Source organism: Pelosinus fermentans JBW45 (genome assembly GCF_000271665.2).
GTDB lineage: Bacteria > Bacillota > Negativicutes > DSM-13327 > DSM-13327 > Pelosinus > Pelosinus baikalensis.
Genome location: NZ_CP010978.1, coordinates 1,961,895 through 1,983,527, shown reverse-complemented (window position 1 = coordinate 1,983,527; position 21,633 = coordinate 1,961,895). Strand labels below are relative to the sequence as shown.

The 21,633-nt window shown below is 40.8% G+C and carries 14 protein-coding genes; 3 read left to right on the top strand and 11 right to left on the bottom strand.

Going from position 1 to position 21,633, the window contains the following annotated elements; all coding sequences use genetic code 11:
* Positions 1-205: 205 nt before the first annotated feature.
* From JBW_RS08410 to JBW_RS08400, 3 genes are all read right to left on the bottom strand, one after another.
* Entirely contained in the window at positions 206-1,483 is a 1,278-nt protein-coding gene (locus tag JBW_RS08410) for an SLC13 family permease (protein WP_007952790.1), read from the bottom strand.
* Between the two features lie 145 nt (positions 1,484-1,628).
* Positions 1,629-1,862 carry a hypothetical protein gene (locus tag JBW_RS08405; protein ID WP_007952788.1) on the bottom strand — a complete coding sequence of 78 codons (234 nt, stop codon included), beginning with the start codon at positions 1,860-1,862 and terminating at the stop codon, positions 1,629-1,631.
* Between the two features lie 166 nt (positions 1,863-2,028).
* Positions 2,029-2,517, bottom strand: a complete 489-nt coding sequence (locus JBW_RS08400; RefSeq protein ID WP_229535878.1) for a hypothetical protein — start codon at positions 2,515-2,517, stop codon at positions 2,029-2,031.
* Positions 2,518-2,733: 216 nt separating this feature from the next.
* On the opposite strand from JBW_RS08400, the gene JBW_RS25260 reads away from it, so the two are divergent.
* Positions 2,734-2,874 (top strand): hypothetical protein, encoded by a 141-nt coding sequence (locus JBW_RS25260; RefSeq protein ID WP_007952785.1) that lies wholly within the window; start codon positions 2,734-2,736, stop codon positions 2,872-2,874.
* Between the two features lie 121 nt (positions 2,875-2,995).
* On the opposite strand, the gene JBW_RS08395 is transcribed toward JBW_RS25260, so the two are convergent.
* Positions 2,996-3,244: a GlsB/YeaQ/YmgE family stress response membrane protein gene (locus JBW_RS08395; RefSeq protein ID WP_007952783.1), complete on the bottom strand. Its 249-nt coding sequence runs from the start codon at positions 3,242-3,244 to the stop codon at positions 2,996-2,998.
* A 1,008-nt stretch (positions 3,245-4,252) separates the two neighbouring features.
* On the opposite strand from JBW_RS08395, the gene JBW_RS25650 reads away from it, so the two are divergent.
* The gene (locus JBW_RS25650; RefSeq protein WP_007952782.1) at positions 4,253-5,929 is read left to right on the top strand and encodes an ABC1 kinase family protein; all 1,677 of its coding nucleotides are present in this window, start codon (positions 4,253-4,255) and stop codon (positions 5,927-5,929) included.
* A gap of 120 nt (positions 5,930-6,049) precedes the next feature.
* A complete protein-coding gene (locus JBW_RS08385; protein ID WP_007952779.1) occupies positions 6,050-7,423 on the top strand; it encodes a lipase family protein in 1,374 nt (457 codons plus the stop codon).
* A gap of 136 nt (positions 7,424-7,559) precedes the next feature.
* Here JBW_RS08385 and JBW_RS08380 read toward each other — a convergent pair whose 3' ends face one another.
* From JBW_RS08380 to dhbC, 7 genes are all read right to left on the bottom strand, one after another.
* Positions 7,560-8,636, bottom strand: a complete 1,077-nt coding sequence (locus JBW_RS08380; protein WP_007952778.1) for a bifunctional 3-deoxy-7-phosphoheptulonate synthase/chorismate mutase — start codon at positions 8,634-8,636, stop codon at positions 7,560-7,562.
* A 284-nt stretch (positions 8,637-8,920) separates the two neighbouring features.
* Positions 8,921-10,375 (bottom strand): DHA2 family efflux MFS transporter permease subunit, encoded by a 1,455-nt coding sequence (locus tag JBW_RS08375; RefSeq protein ID WP_007952776.1) that lies wholly within the window; start codon positions 10,373-10,375, stop codon positions 8,921-8,923.
* A complete protein-coding gene (locus tag JBW_RS08370; RefSeq protein WP_007952769.1) occupies positions 10,359-10,601 on the bottom strand; it encodes an MbtH family protein in 243 nt (80 codons plus the stop codon). The genes JBW_RS08375 and JBW_RS08370 overlap by 17 nt, the downstream gene beginning before the upstream one ends.
* Positions 10,598-17,779, bottom strand: coding sequence for an amino acid adenylation domain-containing protein (locus tag JBW_RS08365; protein ID WP_007952768.1), 7,182 nt, complete (start codon positions 17,777-17,779; stop codon positions 10,598-10,600). The genes JBW_RS08370 and JBW_RS08365 overlap by 4 nt, the downstream gene beginning before the upstream one ends.
* Before the next feature lie 47 nt (positions 17,780-17,826).
* On the bottom strand, positions 17,827-18,729 hold the full coding sequence (locus tag JBW_RS08360) for an isochorismatase (protein ID WP_007952766.1): 903 nt from the start codon (positions 18,727-18,729) through the stop codon (positions 17,827-17,829).
* 30 nt (positions 18,730-18,759) lie between these two features.
* The gene (locus JBW_RS08355; protein WP_007952764.1) at positions 18,760-20,388 is read right to left on the bottom strand and encodes a (2,3-dihydroxybenzoyl)adenylate synthase; all 1,629 of its coding nucleotides are present in this window, start codon (positions 20,386-20,388) and stop codon (positions 18,760-18,762) included.
* Positions 20,385-21,620 (bottom strand): isochorismate synthase DhbC, encoded by a 1,236-nt coding sequence (gene dhbC / locus JBW_RS08350; RefSeq protein WP_007952762.1) that lies wholly within the window; start codon positions 21,618-21,620, stop codon positions 20,385-20,387. The genes JBW_RS08355 and dhbC overlap by 4 nt, the downstream gene beginning before the upstream one ends.
* Positions 21,621-21,633: the final 13 nt, after the last annotated feature.

Sequence of the window (21,633 nt, the reverse complement as noted above, 5' to 3'; positions counted from 1 at the left end):
TAAACCCCAATCCATTAACTAGAGTTAAATTCTTACGATGTAGAATTTAACCCTTTAATAATCCAAATCATTTTATTACCTTACAATTAAATTATGATTTCTTATATGCTTCTATTACATATTATTAAATTCCTGCAAATATTTTAAAGTTAATAATAGCTTTTAAAATATTTTTTATAATTTTCAGAAAAGCATAGAGGATTTATTAGCGTAAATACGCTATATAAATATAAATATTTGAAATTAAAATAGATACAATCATGAGAGGAAAGGCAACCTTCATATAACCAATAAAAGATATAGGACGCCCATGAGCTGCTGCTAAACTGGATACCACCACATTGGCGGAAGCACCAATTAATGTGCCGTTCCCTCCAAGACAGGCTCCCAAAGATAAGGTCCACCATAAGGAAGTCACATCTATACTACCGATTTCCCCCATGGATTTTATCAAGGGGATCATAGTCGCCACAAAAGGAATGTTATCAACAAATGCTGATCCTATGGCAGATAACCAGAGAATAAGAACGTGCATTAAAAGGATATTTCCCTCAGTCACATTCATAGCCCAATGAGCTACTAGACTTATAATACCTGTAACTTCAAGTCCTCCTACTAATATAAATAAGCCAATAAAGAAGAAAATTGTATTCCATTCTATTTCTTTAAAAACCTCTTCTGGCTCCAGTCTTCCTACGATTAATAACACAGCAGCGCCAGCCATTGCTATCGTAGCTGAATTTAAATGAAGTATTTGATGTACTACAAATCCAATAATTGTTAAGCACATAATTGCAATACACTTTTTCATTAAGGGAATATCAACTAGAAATGATGATTCCTCTAAAGTCATGATACGTTGTTTCTGCTGCACAGAAATGTTCATCTGCTTTCGATATAACAAAAATAGTATGAAGCAAGTCACAATACCAATAATGAATGTCGGTACAAATAAGTTTACAGCAAATTCATTAAAGCCTAAACCAGTAGCACTTCCGATCATGATATTGGGCGGATCACCAATCAACGTCGCTGTACCGCCAATATTGGATGCTATTATTTCTGTGATAAGATAGGGAATCGGATTGATTTGCAATAAATCACTAATGGCAAAAGTAACACTGGTAAATAACAAGACGGTTGTTACATTATCCAAAAGAGCAGAACAAATTGCTGTAAGACCGAAGAAAACTACTAAAATCTTCAGTGGATCACCGCCCACCATTTTGGCAGACTTTACAGCCATATATTGAAATAGACCTGTTTTGCTGGTAATAGCAACAATGATCATCATTCCAACTAAAAGGCCTATTGTATTAAAATCAATACTCTTAATCGCTTCTTCTTGAGACATGATGTTAAAGAATAGAACGAGTATCCCACCCATAAGGGCAATTTTTGTTCTATGAATTTTCTCTGAAATAATAATTACATAAGCAATAAGAAATAAAATTAAAGCAATCCAGGCATGTTGTGATAACATCGTATCCTCCTCTTGTAACTAAGGATTCTTCCAGTCTTATAGCCTCACTCTTTATTAGAAATATACCTCATTGGAGTTCTTTATCCCTTAAAATCACTAAAAAGGCTAAAGGCTCGTTGCAAAACTTCCCTCTAGCCTTAAATGGTCATCCTCGAATTAAATATTCTAAAAGTAATTTCGTATCCTCTGGCTCAGACGCAATAATTTCAATTTCATCTATTTTTGCTTCACTAAAGATTTTCGATAATGCTAGATACTGGCACAATTTTGACTTTAAGTTTAAACGATCTCCCTCAGATGTTACTAATTCAATCTTTCCCTGGCATTTATCAAGGACTGCTAAAAACTTGTCTACATTGGTTATACCTATAATTTTCACAGTATATTACCTCCTCTTATAAATAGAGCTTTGTAGAACAAAGCATATTTCTCATTTCGCCATTATCCTAAATTTTCCTTCTAATCAGGCTGATGAAATAAAAAATCCTCTACTCAATTTAAGTAGAGGATTAAAAGGTGCTCCTATCCCTTTAACAGTTTATCTATCACATTTCTACTGGTTCATAATGAATCTCCCAACTCAAATTACCTTTACGATTTGAATCTTGGAAAATACGCCTTTCACGCACACTATACCCTACAACAGTGATTTGCTTTGCCCGTTTTTCAGGCGGGAAAATTCGATCCTTTGTTCCAGGATAAACAGTTTCAACTTCACCATTCTCCCATACAATGTTAATCTTTGATTTATCAGCATGCTCACCTGATGCTTGAAAATTAACAATAATTATTTTTTGTGCAAACTTTCCTGCTAAGGCTTGCCGTAATTCTATTTTGCCTTCAAAAGGTACTTCCTTTCCATAAATCACTCGTAAGGGCGTAATTGTTACTGCATCAAAAGGAATCGCGGCTTCTACTTGTTCAGTGACAGAGTGTGATGAAGTCTCTTTTGGACCTAAAGAAAATAAATAGCTGCCTGTCATAAGCAGAAGTACCAATATGGCTCCAGCTGTAAAAGACCTCCAGTGCATCATGATAATCTCCTTTTATAATGATCATACTATATGAAGTAACAAAATGATCCTGTTTACGAAGAAAGTATAAGCTCATCTTCTCATTTTGTCAAGAAATGCCCCCTTGAATCAAAACCCATTTTCATAATTTATCCAAAACCATGATTAAACATTCCATATATTACTTAGCATTGCAATATACATAAAGGAAAAACTATATTTTAAGGGGGTGTTATTATGTTTCGTCATCATTGGCATCACAATAGGAAATCCCATATGATGGAAGATATGATGGGATCAAAACTAGGTATGGCTTTGACTGCTGGCGCGCTTGTATATCTAGGTTCCAAACTAATTCGGCGTTTAAAATATCATTAACACCTAACCCTTTGCCCAAGCGACAAGCTTGGGCATTTTTCATATGGTATTTAAAATGAAAAAAGCCGCCTTCCCCTCAAAGAGGTGGTTGACGGCACAAGACTCAGCTGCTACAGATCGCCTACGCAGCTGTTTTGTTGCGAGTAAACAACCGCAATACCCATAGAAATACAACGGCTCCTATCGTACTTACAACAATAGAACCGATCATTCCATATGCAGATATACCCATCATGTTAAATAAGAACCCACCGACGTAAGCACCTACAATACCCGTTATTAAATCTCCCCACAAACCAAATCCGCCTCCTCGAGAAACCACACCAGCTAACCATCCAGAGACGATTCCGACAATTAAGAACCATATCATTTTTATCACCTTCTTATTTTAAAGATACTTCTACTGTATCCTTTTTCATTTTTAAATATACAATAACTGATGCTATTTTTTGCAAAATTAATATTATACACTAATAAAGAAAAATCGCTCCTCAAAGAGCAACTACATTATTTCATATTCAGCTTACACGAATAACTACTAAACAAAGTCACGAAATTTGGTAAAAGAGCACTAAAAATTTAATAATGAAAGGATTGAATTGCCTAGCGTATATAATACTAAAACTCCAGTAAAGAGTACAATCGGATGACCTTTCCATTCACTGTTATTCAATAAACTCACCTCACTCATTAATGTAAACCATTACCATAGACATTTTTATGGCAGCTTAAAATACATACAAAAAACAGTACCTAACGTGATAGCACCGATACAAAATGACCCATATACTATATCTAACAGCATTTGTATACCCCCTATATAAATAAAAGCAGTTAATTGTTCACTCATATATCAAGTCACAATTATTGCAATGTAATTTGAAATCATCCATAAAATAACACTGAGATTCCCATGACTATTTGCTTTTATTACATTATAAATGATAAATATGACAAACTTATGACTAGTCAGTCATTTTTGGGGGAATACATAAAAATAATCAGCAACACCTTAGGCGATTAATTCTAAGGTGTTCTGATTTAAATGCTACTATGATGAATTTTTCGTATCGGTTCAAAGAGCAATTATTTGAATGAGAAAACAATCAGGACGGCAACAATAGCAAGCAACATTCCTGGGGCAGTACGTTTGGCAATCTCCATCGGGTTTACCTGAAAGGAACAGTTGTTTATAAAATCAGATTCATGATATTTTTAGCTTTACTATACCTGCTGCAGAAGATTTCTATACTAAAATAATTATAAACCTGCTGAGAAAAAGTATATGCACTGTCATAAGAGGGGATATTTATAAAATACGAATTCGAATGTAGGGCTGCATAAACAAAAGGTTTTGTGTTTGATTCAGGAGGTATTCATGTTTGCAAAGAGAGTACGCCATATCAATCGGTATCGTGAAATTGCTACTGCACTGCTAAGCCAAGGGTTCGACTATATTGTAGAAGAAACAGGCTTAATGCAGAAGATCCCCTATTACCAGCGTGTTCGTCCAGTATTTACAAAGGAGAATACTGGAGGCGTAGCTGAACGAATTCGACTGGTTCTTGAGCAATTAGGTCCAACCTATGTCAAACTCGGCCAGATTGCCAGTACACGACCGGACCTTCTTCCCCCGGAGATTATTGATGAATTGGAAAAACTGCAGGATGCAGTTCCTGCTTTTTCCTTCACTGAAGTACGTTCTGTACTTCAAGAAGAGCTAGGAGGAACTCTGGAAATTTTTTTTCAGCATTTTGAACCAGAGCCGATAGCGGCAGCTTCCATCGGGCAAGTCCACCAAGCAGTTTTGAAAACAGGAACGACAGTTGCCGTAAAAATTCAGCGTCCCAGTATCGCTATTGATATCCAAACAGATTTGGAGATTCTTTATGAGCTGTCTAACTTGGTAGAACGACGTTTTCACTGGGCAAAATCGTATCAGCTCATGGATATGATTGATGAATTCTCAAAATCTCTTCGCAGTGAACTTGACTACACGAGTGAAGCCCGCAACGCAGAAAAAATTTCAAAACAATTTACAAAAAATCCTATGATCTATGTTCCCAAAATCTATTGGGACTACTCCACCCAAAAGGTACTAACAGCAGAATATATCGAAGGAATAAAAATAAGTAAGAAAGAAGATTTAAAAGAGAAAGGCTATAACCTTTCTCTTTTAGCGGAACGCTTCGCCAAAGGAATCTTTCATCAAATTTTTATGGAGGGATTCTTTCATGGAGATCCCCATCCTGGGAATGTGGTAGTATTGCCAGGAGAAATCATTGTCTTCTTGGATTTTGGAATGGTTGGCCGTCTCAGCTCCGAAATGAAATATAATCTATCCTCCTTAGTCATTGGCTTAATGCGTCAAGATTCAGATGAGTTAACGAAAGCGATTTTCCGTATGGGAATTGTACCTGATCATGTCAACAGAATTCAACTCAGAGAAGATATCGAGGTTTTGAAAGAAAAATACTATGGAATTCCGCTAAGCAAAGTAAGTCTTGGAGAGGCCGTGAGCAGTATATTCGCAGTCGCTTTAAAGCACAAAATTAAAATTCCTGCCGATCTGGTATTAGTTGGAAAGGCATTACTTACTATGGAAGGGATTGTTGAAAGGCTAGATCCACGCTTGAGCATTCTCGATGTTGCCGAACCATTCGGGCAAAAATTATTAATGGAACGCCTGCATCCAAAGAATCTAACGAAAACCCTGTGGCAAAGTCTTAGTGACTTGAGTGAGCTTTTCCTTCGTTTTCCTCAACACTTTAAAGAACTAAGTTCTGTTGTCAAACGCGGAAGACTATGTTTAGAGGTTGCAATTCCAGAAATCGAACTTATCTTAAAAACCCAAGACCGTATTAGCAATCGATTGTCTTTTAGCATTATCTTACTGGCATTTAGCATCATTATGGCAAGCATTATTGTTAGCTTAAGTATTGCGGGGCAATCTTCCTTGTTATGGAAAATTCCCATTGTTGAAATTGGCTTCGGAATTGCAATGGTAATGTTTATTTGGCTGCTTTATGCTATTATTCGGTCTGGCAGACTTTAACTCTCTCTAGTATGTTATTTCAAGTCTGGATATTCGAAATCTTAGACATTACCTGTCCCAAACGTGTTATTCTTATAGAAGCACTACTGAATAAAGTTGTGTACTAATGGAGGTTTCTGCATGAAAAAAATATTCCTTTTTCTACTCAGCCTTATGCTATTGTGGAATCCGGTTCTTTCCTATGCCGGACCAAAAGAAGAATATGAGGAAGCCTATTTATTATATATTGCAGCAGGGGCCAGTACAGCGGCTTACAGCGGTCGGGTTGGTAAATTAGCCACCCAGTATCTGGAACAGGACGGATGGCAAATTGATCACTATGTCCAACCTCAAGGTCACACTGGTATCCGCTTTCTTGTCGCAAAAAAAGATCTGGAAACAAATGTTCCGTTGTATGTTCTGGCAATTGTTGGGACAGAAAGCAATGGAGATATTAAGGCAAACCTAAAGTTTGATAAAGTATATTTTGCAGGTAGTAGTGACGAAGAATTCTCAGCCAATGCCGCAAAACAAAATGTTCCTAATAGTGAACCAAAAGTCCATAGAGGTTTTTACGAGTTTGTGCAAGCTGGTCCCTCTGCAACCTTACGAAATGCCCATCAGACACCATTTTCTCTACCAGATTTACTTCTGACTGACAGCAGAAGCAAGATTTACCTTACCGGTCATAGTTTGGGAGGCGCAGCCGCAACCTTAACTGGGGCAAGGCTGATCAGTATGGGAATCCGCCCTGAGCAAATCAGAGTCATCACCTTTGGCGCTCCTGCCGTGGGCAATGCTGCATTTGCTGCTAAATTCGAACCCCTTCTTCCTCTGACACGGGTAGTCAATTCCGGCGATCCGGTCACCGGAATCTTGCAAACTCTAGTAGGCGGCTATAAACAGTTTGGCCAAGAAATCAAATGGATCACGCCTGCCACTGTTAATGACCCTCACCTATTGATCGGCTACTTGGACTCCGCAATAAAAAATTATTATGATAAACGCCAGCAAGCTATAGCGGCCGGAATCCAACTGCCTGCTCCGACTGCTGTCGCCAAGCGAGCAAATCACGGACGCGTCTACATTGCCCCACTCCAAAATAATCTACCGGCAAGTTTGACAGCAGACTTCTGGTATATGAACGAAGCGTTATATGATGAATATCGGCAGACAATACCAGACTATACTTTATCGAAAGAATCTACATCTACTCCATGGCGAGAAGCAGCCACTACCTCCGGCTGCCAGTGGGCGATACTATCTGAAGTAAACGCCATGCGCGTAAAGCAAGAAAGAAACACCTATTACATAACAATAAGCCAGACAGTGTATAATGTCGCTACCGGCTCTGTCGCTGATACTACCATCTTTTCCACAGGAACTTACAACTTAACTCCTCTAGAGGCTTTTATCCATGCTTCCAAGGGAATGAATTCCCTTCAGCATACTTGGCTGCGTGATACAACCATACATGAATCTTCAAAAAATCAAGTATACGCCAATCAGCTATAGCAATAAAACGCTAAGAAGTCCGTGAATTCACCTTTAAAGAGGCGATCTACACGGACTTCTTAGTCTTTTATAGATTATGCTAATAGAAAAGCTCCAGAACTAATTCTGCGAAAGCAGAAAAGTTGCTTTCCTAATATTAAACGCTGACGAAGTTTGAAGATAGCAATTCGCTAAAGAAATGATCAAACTGTTTTAAATCCATTTGCTGTGCAGAATCAGATAGTGCTACAGCAGGGTCTGGATGAACTTCTGCCATGACTCCATCTGCTCCAATTGCCATTGCAGCTTTAGCGGCAGGCAATAATAAATCCCTTCGCCCTGTCGAATGAGTTACATCTACAAAGACCGGCAAGTGTGTTTCTTGTTTTAATATTGGAACAGCCGAGATATCTAACGTATTTCTAGTTGCGGTTTCGTAGGTCCTAATCCCTCGTTCGCAAAGAATAATTTGGTTATTTCCCTGTGACATTATATACTCTGCCGCGTTAATAAATTCTTCAATCGTAGCCGCTAAGCCTCTTTTTAGAAGTACAGGCTTGTTTATCCCTCCGGCAGCCTTTAATAGCTCGAAGTTTTGCATATTTCTAGATCCAATTTGAATGACATCAATGTAGTTCGCAGCCATTTTGAGGTCAGCAGCATTGACTATTTCACTGATTACTGCCATATCATATTCATCGGCAACACGTTTTAAAATTTTTAAGCCTTTAGCCCCGAGCCCCTGGAAATCATATGGAGAGGTTCGCGGTTTATAAGCTCCCCCCCTTAGAAGTCTTAAGCCCTTTTCCTTCATCGCTTTTGCCACTGCAGCTACTTGTTCATAGGATTCTACAGCACAAGGTCCAAATATGAAATGCTGCTTACCATCACCAATTTGTTCGCCTCGAAGGTTTATGATGGTATTTTCTGGCTTGTATTTACGTGAGACGAGCAGCGCCTTGCGGTGATCATCTTTATTAAGTTCTAATCCAGCTTTAAAAATTTCCTTAAAAATATGCTCAATGGTAGATTTTTCGAAAGGACCGTTATTATGTTCATGAATGTTATCCAGCATTTTTCTATCCCTGGCCGGATCGTAACGGTGAATTCCTTGGGTTTCCTTGGCTTTATCTATATCTTGAATCAGTTTACCTCTTTCATTAATTAACTTTAACAGCTCTAAATTTACATCGTCGACTCTTGTTTGCAATTGACGTAATTCGTTACTACTCATTATTGTTTCACCCTTTCGTCATTTGATTTAATTAATAGTTCTTGATCCTGCCAAAGAAATCTTTAAATCATTACATATCTTATTGAAAGAAACTAGAAAAGGTAATTTCGCAAAGTGATTCATATTATCATGATTTGCACAAACTGAAAGCCTATACTGAGTATTAATCTTATACTGTTTACACGTAAAATCAGTAATTGCTTTACCTGTGTTCATGTCAGTCAATGTTATAGTATCGGGGCTATGTTTTTTCACATTAATAGATTGTTACTATTTATGGCACATTACTCGCTTGCTTTTACGATTGACCCCATATCAGAGGTTTGAGCAGGAGATTGCTTTGGCACTGCCGCTGCAACATCTGCATTCCGAATTCCTAGGGCAAAAAATAGGCCCATCAATAGAAAAGCAGCAGAACCAAGCAATGTGAACTGATAAGCTGCTAAAAGAGGCTGTTCTATCCTATTTGCACCAGTAGTGCCAGTACCAAATGCTCCAAGAAGGCTGGCCAACAATACTACACCAAGGGCTGAAGCAATTCGATTTTGAACGTTGAACAATGTCGTTGCCCTCCCCATTGAAGCAGGAGTGATATTATTGAAGGTGAGGAATTGTACCGCAACCACAGCGTGGCCTAAGAAAAATCCGATGTCAAAAAATAAAAATCTAAGGAACCATGAATTTGTTTCTGGTCCAACCATACTTAACAGCACAAACACTACTATCGTGCAAAGTAATCCAATGGAAATAACTTGCCGCCCACCTAACTTTTTGTATGACCAAGGCATTAATCGGGATGCAAGCATCAACCCCAATGCTTCTGGAAAAATAATAAGCCCACTTTCTAACGCTGATGCATTTATTGTATTTTGGTACATCAAGGGAAAAATAAAGAGTATCCCTACTAAACCAGCAACTGCAAATAGTGAGATTATACTCATCGTGCGAAACAATCGATCAGATAATAAACGTAAATCGAGCATCGGTTTTTCCACACGTAGTTCGACCAAAACTAGAATGCAAACCATAATGAGACCACAAATTCCTGTGCCAAGGATAACTAGAGAACTCCATCCTTGAGAAGAACCTTGAATAAGTGCATACATCAACATAGAAAAACCCGGAGCTGATAGTAAGAAGCCCGGCAGGTCTAGACGACCTGCCCCAGGCTCTTTGTGTTCAATAAGAAACAGGAAACCAAACAGCAATGCTACAATCCCCAAAGGAAGATTGATGTAGAACACCCATCGCCAAGATAACTGTTCTACAAATATTCCACCAATGATTGGACCAAGAGCAGGTGCAATCGCAATGGGAAAAACAAGAGATTGAGATACTTTTGGTCGTTCTTCAGGAGAAAATATTCTAAACAACATTGCCATTCCCACTGGAGTAAGCAATCCTCCTCCAGCCCCCTGAAGTACGCGAAATAAATTCAAAGTCTGAAGATTATCAGCAAATCCACATAAGACTGATGCAAATGTAAATAGACTTAGTGCAATTAAAAAGATCCTCTTGGTTCCAAATCGATCCCCAAGCCATCCTGCCATTGGAAGAAACACAGCGATACTTACTAAGTATCCAACATTAATTCCACTGGTAGCCGTTGGAGGAATTTGAAATTCATTACTAATAGCAGGCAGGGCGACATTTACAATCGTCCCGTCCATTGCAGCCATAAACATAGCTGTTACATATACAATACTAACCACTAATTTAGGATTAAGCTGTATCCTCATTGTCACTCTCCTTACTAAGACTTGTGACAGACTTTAGACTATTGGGGCGCATATCGCACCATTGCGAGTTGATGTAGTCTAGGCATACCAGGCGACTTTCTTCTCCATATACAACAGCCCATCCAGCAGGTACATCCAGAAAAGCAGACCAGAGAGAATACTGACCTTCCTCATTCATCAATACAACGTAGGTACCGTTTTCGTTCTCAAAAGGATTGATCATCATTTATCTCCTCCTTCATTAGTTACTGCTACACACAGTTTGCTTGCAAGTATCTGCCCAATCGCAGCAAGTGGCCCGGGCTGGCACATATCCTTGTGACGACACTCAATATCATATTGCTCAATTTGTCCATCAATATAAGGCTTCCATGATTCTGGGTAAATGGGATCAAACCACTCGGGTATTATAGTAGATCTAAAAAACAAGATATCCCCATTAAATGGTTTAGGTCGGTATTGGCTCAAAATACGAACTGAATTTACATACGTTTCTTTAAGGTTCAAAATAGTCCTCTCTTCTAAACTCGCTAATGCGCTTCCATCTCGACGAAGTATTTCAATCGTACTAGCAACATCTAACGGTTTGTCTCCTAGACCTTCGGGATCATAACCACCTAAAGCAAGCAGGGCAATAAGTGATTCTTCCTCATCAGGAGCATCTTTAATCGGCAAAAAGTGACTTGGATAAGCGTCGAGCATGGCAACAAGATTGATTGTTTCCCCTTGATTTTGCAGCTGAGTTGCCATTGCCTGTATGATGTTTCCTCCGAGAGACCATCCGAGTAGATGGTAAGGACCGACTGGCTGAATGGTACGGATATGCTTGATATAATCAGCTGCCATTTCATCCAGTGTCTGGGGAAATTCTACTAATTCAGAAATACCCCGGGCTTGTAACCCATAGATTGGATAATCGGTTCCTAAGGATGTCATTAGTCCTGCATAGCACCAGCTAAGCCCTCCTGCTGGATGCACACAAAAGAGTGGGGGTTGTTCTCCATTAGGTCTAAGAGGCAACAGAACATCCAATGCACTTTGGCTAGTACCCATTTCAAGTCGTTCGGCAAGACCTGCAACCGTAGGAGCCTCAAATAAATTACCAATATTCAATTGAACTCCTAGGGAGTCACGAATTTTACTCATTAAATGCACAGCAAGCAGAGAATGACCTCCTAGGTCAAAGAAACCATCATCAATACCTACACGTGGCAAATCGAGAACTTCCATAAACAGATCACGCAGTACCTCTTCTTGAGGTGTTCTAGGTCCACGCCCTATTACTATTGCACCAAAATCAGGTTCTGGTAAGGCTTTGCAATCAAGCTTTCCATTCGATGTCAATGGTAAACCTGCAATTTCTACAAAAGCAGATGGAATCATGTAATCAGGAAGAACCTCGGCAACATGTCGCCGCAAACGAGCTGAATCAAAACTAATTTTTGCGGCAGATACGACATAAGCGACTAGACGCTTATCGCCTGGCTGGTCTTCACGAACGATCACCGCAACTTGTTCAACATTAGAATGCTTTGCAAGTACAGCCTCAATTTCCCCCAGTTCGACACGAAAGCCCCGAATCTTAATCTGATGATCAGCACGCCCCATATAATCTAAGGAACCATCTTCATGAAAGCGAGCTAAATCACCGGTACGATACATCCGAGTACCTGAGGAACTAAATGGATTCGCTACAAAACGTTGAGCCGTCAGACCAGGGCGCCCTAAATAGCCACGAGCGAGTCCAGCTCCAGCAACATATAGTTCCCCCACTACTCCAGGCGGAACTGGCTGTAAGTGAGCATCTAATACGTACACATCAAGATCTGTTATACCACAACCAACAAGACTGTTTCCTTTCCTATAAGCAATGCTCTTGTTAAGCGCAAGGTAGCTGACATGTACAGTCGTTTCCGTGATGCCATACATGTTGATAAGCGTTGGAGCATTTTCTGGATGCCTGCGATACCAATCTTCCAATCGACTAAGCTCAAGTGCTTCACCACCGAAAATCACGAAGCGCAAGGAAAGCTCCTGTCCAAGATCTGGATATTCTCGATCGGCCTGCATTAATTGATAAAATGCTGACGGGGTCTGGTTAAGAACAGTTACCTTTTCACTCACAAGCAGTTGTAGAAACTCTGCTGGTGATCGACTGATGGAAAGAGGTACGACAACGAGGCGACCTCCATGCAGCAGCGCCCCCCAAATCTCCCACACCGAGAAGTCAAATGCATAAGAATGAAACATTGTCCACACATCATCTGAATGAAAATGGAACCAGTGTTCAGTCCTACCAAAAAGTCTAACGACATTTTGATGGGGAATGACTACGCCTTTTGGCACACCCGTTGAACCAGAAGTATAAATAATATACGCTGAATTAAAAGGTGATAATGGTTGAACACGGTCAGCATCAACTGGATTGGCAGCTGGATACTGTTTTAATCCCTCTATTGTACCAACTTCATCAAGAACAATTTGCATTCCATTCTTTATCATGGGCAGCTTTGACTCTACATTCGAATTTGTAAAAATGCACGTAGGCAGCGCATCGCCAAGCATAAACGCGATCCGATCACTTGGATATTCTGGATCTATAGGAAGATATGCTGCACCTGCCTTGAGTACAGCAAGCAGACCCACGATCATTTCTAATGATCTAGGCAAGACCAACGCAACAAATTGTTCTGGTCCTACTCCCTTGGCAATCAGCAGATGGGCAAGTTGATTTGCTCTCATGTTTAGCTCTTCATAGGTAAATGCTGCATCCTCAAATACCACCGCAATTTCTTTAGGGCTTCGGGTAACTTGTTCCTCAAACAATGTCGTTAAACAATTTGATCGTGTTTCTTCTGAAGTTTGATTCCAATCGATAAGTATCTTTTGGCGCTCTTCTGAGGAAAGGATTTCTAAACGTCCAATCAGCTGGTCTGGATCAGAAGAGGCAGCTTCCAATAACCTCAGCATACGGTCGATAAGAAGCTTAACCGTGTCACGTTTAAATAAATCTGTACTATATTCGAGAAACCCATTCAGACCAGCCGGATGCCCCTCTTTAGTATGCAACTCTCGAAGTTCCATCGTAAGATCAAACTTTGCAGCACCTACACTATGAAGATGAAAATCACTTTGAAGATCAGACATTTCCAGATTAGGATCAGGCGTATTCTGTAATGCCAACATGATCTGAAACAAAGGATGTCGTGCTCTTGACCGAACTGGGTTAAGAGCCTCAACAAGCCGTTCAAAAGGTAAGTCTTGATGTTCATAAGCATTTAGATTAACCTTTCGGACTCTATTTAAAAGTTCACGGAAGCTAGGATCACCAGATGTATCTGTACGCAGCACTAAGGTATTAACGAACAATCCTACAAGATTACCTAAAGCATCATCGCTGCGCCCGGCAATTGGACTGCCAATAGGAATATCATTACCTGCACCAAGCCGGGTAAGCAATGCAGCAAGTCCAGATTGCAATACCATAAATAAGCTGGTACCACTCCCCTTCGCAAGAGCAAGTAAGCGACGGTGCAGTTCTGGATTGATGTGAAACTCCAGTGTTTCACCACGATAACTAGCCTCCTCTGGACGTTTGTAATCTGTAGGGTATTCTAACTGATCCGGCAGATTAGCGAGTGTCTCCTTCCAGAATTCAAGTTGTGTGTAAGCCAAACTATCCTCATTATTTTCATTGCCCAAAAGACCTTCCTGCCAAAGGGCGTAATCAGCATACTGTACCGGTAACGGCGACCACTTAGCAGTTGCACCAGCGCGACGTGCATTATAGGCTGTACTAAGATCACGTGTAAGTGGCGTTAGCGACCATCCATCTCCTACAATATGATGTACTAAAAGCAGCAAAATATGTTCATTTGGTCCTAGTATATAAAGTTGTGCGCGAATGGCTGGTTCTACTGCAAGATCAAAACTATATCGCACAGCATCAGTAAGCTCAGTCTGAAGTTCGGTCTTACTGATATTAGAAACAAGCAGTTCTACTTGTGCCTCAGCAGCATCTAAAACGTATTGATGGGAGATCCCCATCGTCTCTGGGAAGATGGTGCGCAAGATTTCATGACGTTCAACCACATCATTTAGAGCTCCCTGCAACGCACTTCGATCTAGTTTTCCAGACAAACGTACAACCATCGGAATATTATAGGTTGGACTAGGACCTTCCAGGCGGTAAAGGAACCATAATCGGCGCTGTGCGAAAGAAAGAGGAATCTTTGACCGTTTCGCAGCTTTGTGCACAGGTAATCGAGCACTCTTGCCGCCACTCAGCTGCTCTACAAGACCCGCAACAGTAGGCGATTCAAAAATTTTACCAATGCCTAGTTCGACACCAAAAGCGTCACGAATGCGAATCATCAGACTCGATGCAAGAAGAGAATGACCACCTAAATCAAAAAAGCTATCATCAATCCCAATATGAGGAAGCCTAAGAACCTCAGCAAACAAATCGCTTAAAATTTCTTCTTGGGGTGACCTAGGCCCGCGGCCAGTAACTATTGTAGAGAGATCGGGTGCCGGTAACTCTTTACGATTAATCTTGCCATTTGGCGTTAGCGGCAACTCACTCATTAGCACAAATGCGGAAGGTACCATATAATCTGGCAGATGACTCCCCAAATACTGACGAAGCTCGGCTGAATCTGGACTATCTTCCAAAACAGGAACGATATAGGCTACTAAGCGTTTATCTCCTGGCTGATCTTCACGAACAATAACCGTAACCTGGTCAATGCCAGAATGCTTCGCAAGTACAGCCTCAATTTCTCCAAGCTCTATACGAAAACCACGCATTTTAATTTGATGATCAGCGCGGCTAATGTAATCCAAAGAACCGTCAGGACTCCAACGAACAAGGTCGCCAGTTCGATACATCCGACTTCCCTTGGGGCCATAGGGATTCGCCACAAAGCGTTCAGCCGTCAAAGCTGGACGACCTAAATAGCCGCGAGCAAGTCCAGTTCCAGCAATATATAAATCTCCTGCAACTCCTGCAGGAACTGGCTGTAAACCAGAATCTAACACATACATCTGAGTATTCCAAATTGGCTTTCCGATAGAAGGTACCCCCGTCTGCCCAGGATCAAGGGTAACTGCGGATGACCAAATCGTCGTTTCAGTTGGTCCATATAGATTGGTAACTTCGCAGCCTAAACCATGCAAAGCAGCTGCAAGACTGATTGGAAGTGCTTCTCCTCCAACCAGAACTCTAAGTCCACGTAACGCATTTGAATAGGTTGTCACTAGGGCATGCCAAAGCGTTGGCGTAGCTTGCATAATCGTAATATTATTTTTTTCAAGCATATTTGTTAAGGCTAGAGGATCTTGAACGGTTTCCTTTTCAGCAATGATACAACTCGCTCCAGTGATAAGAGGAAGGAATATCTCCAAACCTGAAATATCAAAAGCGATAGTAGTTACGGCAAGAAGTCGATCTTGCTGAGTTAGTGAGAATTGGCTTTGCATTGATTGAAGAAAATTAATTAAACTTTCCGATGGAATGACAACACCTTTCGGTTTGCCCGTAGAGCCTGACGTATAAATCATATAGGCTGGATTAAGAGGTGAAATAAGCGCTTTACGCTGCGAGTTCGATACGTTAGCGTCAGGATAATTTTCAAGCGTCCTAGCAATCTCTACTGTATCAATTACAATCCTGAATTGTGCACTAGTTACAGGTACTTTTGATGCAACTGCTGTACTTGTAATCATACAAACAGGCTGGGCATCACTTAGCATAAATTCAATCCGGTCTGCTGGATAATTTGGATCTATGGGCAAATACGCAGCTCCCGTCTTAAGAACAGCTAGCATGGCGATAACCATATCTACTGAACGTGGTACTGCTAATGCTACAAATTTCTCAGGTCCCAGACCTTGATCAATCAGTAGATGAGCAAGACGATTTACCCTTTTATTTAACTCCTTATAATTAAGAACGGTGTCCCCACATACTAAGGCAGTCAACTCAGGATTTTCAGAAACTTGTCCCTCAAACAATGTTGGCAGGTCAACAGACGGTAATGTTTGGGCCGTTTGATTCCAATGAACCAATACCCGTTCACGTTCTTCAGGCAAGAGAAGTTCCATCTTTCCTATGGGTTGATCCTGCTTCGCAGTTGCAATTTTTTCAAGAAAGCCTAGAAAGCGTTTCTGGTGAATAGCTAAATCGTTGGGGCTGTAAACTTCAGGGTTAGCATCTAAGTCAAATCTTAATCCATTTCCATCAGACTTGTCATAAACGTTAATGGACAAGTCATCAACAGGACCTGTTGCTAACTTATGTGTGATCCCTTTATTTCCAGCAAAGTCCAGCCCATACTCAAAGGGCATTATATTAATTTGCGGACCGAATAATCTCTGATTCTCTCCAAGCAGCTTAAGATCACGCCGTAATTCCTCATGCCGATATTTTTGATGTTTCCCCGCACTGCGCATTTCTTTTGAAACTTGTTTCACCAGCTCAGTAAAGTCCATATCTGGTCGTACTAACAAACGAAGTGGCAGCAAATTCATTACCATACTAGGCGTATTTAGTGAAGCGGATCCTAATCGTCCCATCATTGGCAAACTAAGAATTACATCTTGTGACCCTGTCAAACGATGTACATAAACAGCTGTTGCTGCAATCAGCGTTTCATGCCAGCTTCCTTTAAATTTGTGCGCTGCAGTCTGCAAGGAATGTGTGATAGACGGTGATAAGTTCGCGGTCTGGCGAAAGACGCTCTTAGAAGTCCTCGGTGCTCGATTTGCTAGACTAATAACCTCCGGCCCATCTGCAAAACGTTCTAGCCAAAACTGACGATCTCGCAAAAAATTCTCTGAGGCACGATACGATAAGTCTTCTTCCAGAACCAAACGTAAGGGAGCAAAAGCACCTTCATCATGAGCAAGATTATTTATAAGTGCAGTGTAAAGACTAGCCACACGCTGCGAAATAAGAGAAAAACCAAATCCATCCATTACAATGTGATGAATACGCTGATACCAGAAAAATCGATTGGATGCAACTTTAAATAAAGCTTGGCAGAAAAGAGGATCCAGTCTGAGATCAATTGACCTTGCAAGGTCATCATTCATCCACATTTGCGCTGATTGCTGTGGGTGTTCCTCTGTACTGACATCGAAAAAATGTAAAGGAAAGTCAGAAGAAGGACGGATAACTTGCCATGGTCCCTGTTCATTTACACTAAATTTAACATGTAACGATTCTGTTTCCTTTACAGCCTGCCTCAGCGCTAGCTCAAAGCACTCCAAATCGATCTTTCCATTAATTTCTATATATTCACCAGCATTATAAATTGGATTTTCTGGCTCAAGTTGTTGAGCGAACCAGATACCAGATTGCGCGCCGGTCAAGCCCCAACGAGCCTCTTGACAATTTGGCATTTTTTCATTACCTCCTTCATAATTAGCATTTATGAGAAAAGCGTTTCTTATTTTGCAGATAATAGATTCCACCAAGCAGAAATCGTCGGTCCTGCAGCAAGCTTCACAAAAGTAACATCAGCCCCTTTACTGCGCCATGTCTCAACAAGACTCATAATTCTGATTGAATCTAAGCCCCTGTCAATTAAGTCCTCGTTGTCATCAATATCTGATGATGTTTCGCCAAGAAGTTCAGCAACTTGCTGGCGCACAAGCTGCTGCGTCAGACTGTGTAAGCTCGCTTTTGTTACTGCTTTGTTAGGTGATAGTTGAATGCTTTTCAATTGATCAAGCAGCAGCGTTGTTGAAGTGGTTACTGCACAACGATCAGCCGCATATGTCATCGCCATCTTATGATGGTCTGCAGAAAAATCTGCCACTGCATCGCACACAAAGAAGGTTTCCACATCTTGCATGAAGGCATCACATGCTGTTAAAAGACAACCAATATGGGCATAAACACCACAAATAATCAGTTGATCACGCCCTTGCTCTTGCATGATTTCCATAAGTTTGGTTCTCTTGAATGCACTGTATCGCCACTTTGTAAGCACAGTGTCGCTTGCGTTGGGTGTAATCTCGTCTATTACTTTCGTTTGAGAAGGATCATCAGCAAGTCCTGGTCCCCAGAAATCTTGGAGGAGTGCTCGATCTTCAGGTCTCTGATCGCCCGGCTGCGCCGTATAAACAACGGGTATACCAAGTTCTGTACATTGGGCTTTTAATAATTGTATATTCTCAATAAGCTGTATTATTGGTGATTCTCCTAAGGTATAAGCATTAAGAAAATACTGTTGCATATCATGAATGAGAAGGACCGAACGTTTTGGATTTGCTTTCCACGATACTTTATTTTGAGGAAAATCTGATGCCATAGGCATGGAATATGGTGAGATAGCCGGAATAGCCATCGAATCACTCCTTTATTTTTATATACCTTATCAATTTGCAGCAGCACGGACTATAAGTTTCTTAGCAATCAGCTGACGCAATTTTTTCTTACTTACTTTTCCTAATGGAGTATAAGGAAATGAATGGATAAATTCAATCCTGTCAGGAATCTTAAAAGCAGCAATTCCACGTTCCCTTAAAAATCTTTTAAGCTCACTCGCAGTTGGAGTTTGGTGGCGGGGTATCACAAAAGCACATGACCTTTCCCCAAGAAATTTGTCGGGCATTGAAACAATTGCTACATCAAGTACAGCATCATGAGCAAGGAGATGATTCTCAACCTCTTCCGCTGCAACTTTTTCACCACCGCGATTGATTTGATCCTTATCACGACCTTCCACGACTATATAACCAGACTCATTCACTCTTACTAAATCACCTGTTCGATAAAAGCCATCGGGAGTGAATGCCTTAGCATTATGTTCTTCAGCTTTATAATACCCGCGAATGGTATAGGGTCCTCTTGTTAATAATTGTCCAAGGCTGCCTGGCTCCACGTCAACATCGTCTTCATCCACTATCCGAATTTCATCATACTGTGACATGGGTCTCCCTTGCGTACTCACAATCGTTTCTTCAGAATCATCTAACCTTGTATAATTAACTAATCCTTCAGCCATGCCAAATACTTGCTGCAGCGTACAACCAAATGCAGGTTTTACTCGACGCGCCGCTTCCTCACTGAATTTAGCTCCACCTACTTGCAGCACTTTAAGACTAGACAAGTCATAATGGCGGGAGGATACAGCTTCAAGCCACATTAAAGCAAGAGGTGGAACAAGCGCCGTAATCGTAGCGCCTTCACGCTCAATAAGCGGAAATGCTTCATCCGGACTAGCCCCAGCTGCAAGAACAACTCTACCGCCTGCATACAACGTGCCAAGTACACCAGGTGAACTAAGGGGATAGTTATGAGCAACGGGAAGGACGGCAAGATACACACTATCCTGACCCATTTGACAAATCTCATCGCTGACTCTCAAGCTATATATATAGTCATCATGTGTTCGGGGAATCAACTTGGATAGTCCAGTACTCCCACCGGACAATTGAAGAAAAGCAACATCCCCAGGATTTACTTCTGGTTGCTCTGCAATAGTATCTGCATACAGATCTGTCAAAGATATAAATTCCTCGGGATCACCTGTCACAATTACATGCTGTAAGGTTGAAACTTTATTTTTAACCTCCCTGGCAAGTGTACGATAGTCAAACTCAGCGTAAGTATCCGGGATAACATAGGCAACAGCTTCAGTAAGCTCACAAAAATAGTTGATTTCACTGTTTCGGTGTGAAGGGAGAGCAAAGACAGGCAATGCACCTAACCTGAATAAAGCAAAAATAACTTCAAAGAACTCAATTGCATTAGGAAGGTGAATCACCACACGATCCCCCTTCTTAATGCCTAGTGTCTGAAATCCAGCAGCTAAACGGTCAGCCTCATTGTCTAATGCTGCGTAACTGAGACTTATTTCTCCACTTGTAACGGCAATGCGCTCGCCTTGGCTCTTAGCACGTTCACGCAGCATTGTGCCAAATGTTTCCCCGCGCCAGCAGTTCTCCTTCCTGTAGAAATCAGCAAACTCTTTAGGCCAACAAGGGTATTTAGTTTGCATCATTTATATACCACATCCTTACTCAGTCCCATAGCAAACAGCATGGTACGAAACTTTGCTGACGTTTCTGTCAATTCTTCTTCTGGGGTTGATTCAGCAACCACTCCAGCTCCTGCGAACAACCGAAGCGAACGTGCCTCTACCTCTGCGCAGCGAATAGTAACTGCCCATTCACCATCACCATTTGCATCGCACCAACCAACCATTCCGGCGAAAAATCCTCGGTCAAATGGTTCAATTTCTCCAATTGCCTCTCGTGCTAGCTCCGTAGGAGACCCACAAACAGCAGGAGTCGGATGAAGAGCAATTGCCAGCTCTAAAGAAGAAGTTGAAGGACGTTTAATCTCCCCTTTTATCACTGTTGAAAGATGCCACATCGTCTCTGTATGCATTAATGAAGGCTCTTCCGGCACGTCCAATGTAAGACAATAAGGCCTAAGAGCAGCAGCAACTGCACTAACAACAACCTTATGTTCATGTAAATCCTTAGTAGATGAAAGTAACTCTGCAGCTAATCGTTGATCTTCCCCAGGATCTTCACTGCGAGGTCTAGATCCTGCCAGTGGATTAGCCATCAAATGTAATCCTGTTTTTGTAACAAGCAGTTCAGGGCTGGCTCCAATTAACGTTCTCCCTGTTGAGAAAGAAACATTTAAGCCAGATTTATCTGAAATATTCTTAGGCAAATCAACGGCGAAAGTATAACCAAGAGTATTATGCTGCGCTAGATTATGAAGCAATTGATGGATATCTACTGTTGTTGATGAAGTAAGGTGCAGCGATCTTGATAAAACAATCTTACTAAGATGACCAGTCTCTATATAATGAATTCCTTTTTCTACCCCTTCTTTATATTGAGCAGGTTCTGGTACAGATTTAATTTCATATGTAGATGCCATCGACGATTTTAATGGATTGATAGAATCGAATTGTGATGGAGTTGATAGCTTTATCGTTTCAGGTACAATCAATTGAACATTCTTTTTATAATCAAATGGCACTGCTCCTACTACTACTGGATTGCTATAGCCATGCTCTTTAGCATTTTCTAATGCAGCCAAAACACGTTCAGCAAGGCATTCCAATTGGTTCTCTTTTTCCTTGTCACTTGGGACCACAGCAAAAGAACCTTTTCCCAACAGCGTTCTCTTTGGTGAAGTGAAGAAAAAATCACCAACTTGATAGTCATTTAAAAGCTGTTTTTCTAATACTGCAGAATTACTCTGATGTTTCATATTTTTATTACCT

What these genes read in the sequence shown, in the direction of transcription:
- JBW_RS08365 (WP_007952768.1), bottom strand. Translation starts at nt 17,779, where the DNA reads ATGCCAAATTGTCAAGAGGCTCGTTGGGGCTTGACCGGCGCGCAATCT.
- JBW_RS08410 (WP_007952790.1), bottom strand. Translation starts at nt 1,483, where the DNA reads ATGTTATCACAACATGCCTGGATTGCTTTAATTTTATTTCTTATTGCT.
- JBW_RS25260 (WP_007952785.1), top strand. Translation starts at nt 2,734, where the DNA reads ATGTTTCGTCATCATTGGCATCACAATAGGAAATCCCATATGATGGAA.
- JBW_RS08380 (WP_007952778.1), bottom strand. Translation starts at nt 8,636, where the DNA reads ATGAGTAGTAACGAATTACGTCAATTGCAAACAAGAGTCGACGATGTA.
- JBW_RS08385 (WP_007952779.1), top strand. Translation starts at nt 6,050, where the DNA reads ATGAAAAAAATATTCCTTTTTCTACTCAGCCTTATGCTATTGTGGAAT.
- JBW_RS25650 (WP_007952782.1), top strand. Translation starts at nt 4,253, where the DNA reads ATGTTTGCAAAGAGAGTACGCCATATCAATCGGTATCGTGAAATTGCT.
- JBW_RS08355 (WP_007952764.1), bottom strand. Translation starts at nt 20,388, where the DNA reads ATGATGCAAACTAAATACCCTTGTTGGCCTAAAGAGTTTGCTGATTTC.
- JBW_RS08395 (WP_007952783.1), bottom strand. Translation starts at nt 3,244, where the DNA reads ATGATATGGTTCTTAATTGTCGGAATCGTCTCTGGATGGTTAGCTGGT.
- JBW_RS08375 (WP_007952776.1), bottom strand. Translation starts at nt 10,375, where the DNA reads ATGAGGATACAGCTTAATCCTAAATTAGTGGTTAGTATTGTATATGTA.
- JBW_RS08360 (WP_007952766.1), bottom strand. Translation starts at nt 18,729, where the DNA reads ATGGCTATTCCGGCTATCTCACCATATTCCATGCCTATGGCATCAGAT.
- JBW_RS08400 (WP_229535878.1), bottom strand. Translation starts at nt 2,517, where the DNA reads ATGATGCACTGGAGGTCTTTTACAGCTGGAGCCATATTGGTACTTCTG.
- JBW_RS08370 (WP_007952769.1), bottom strand. Translation starts at nt 10,601, where the DNA reads ATGATGATCAATCCTTTTGAGAACGAAAACGGTACCTACGTTGTATTG.
- dhbC (WP_007952762.1), bottom strand. Translation starts at nt 21,620, where the DNA reads ATGAAACATCAGAGTAATTCTGCAGTATTAGAAAAACAGCTTTTAAAT.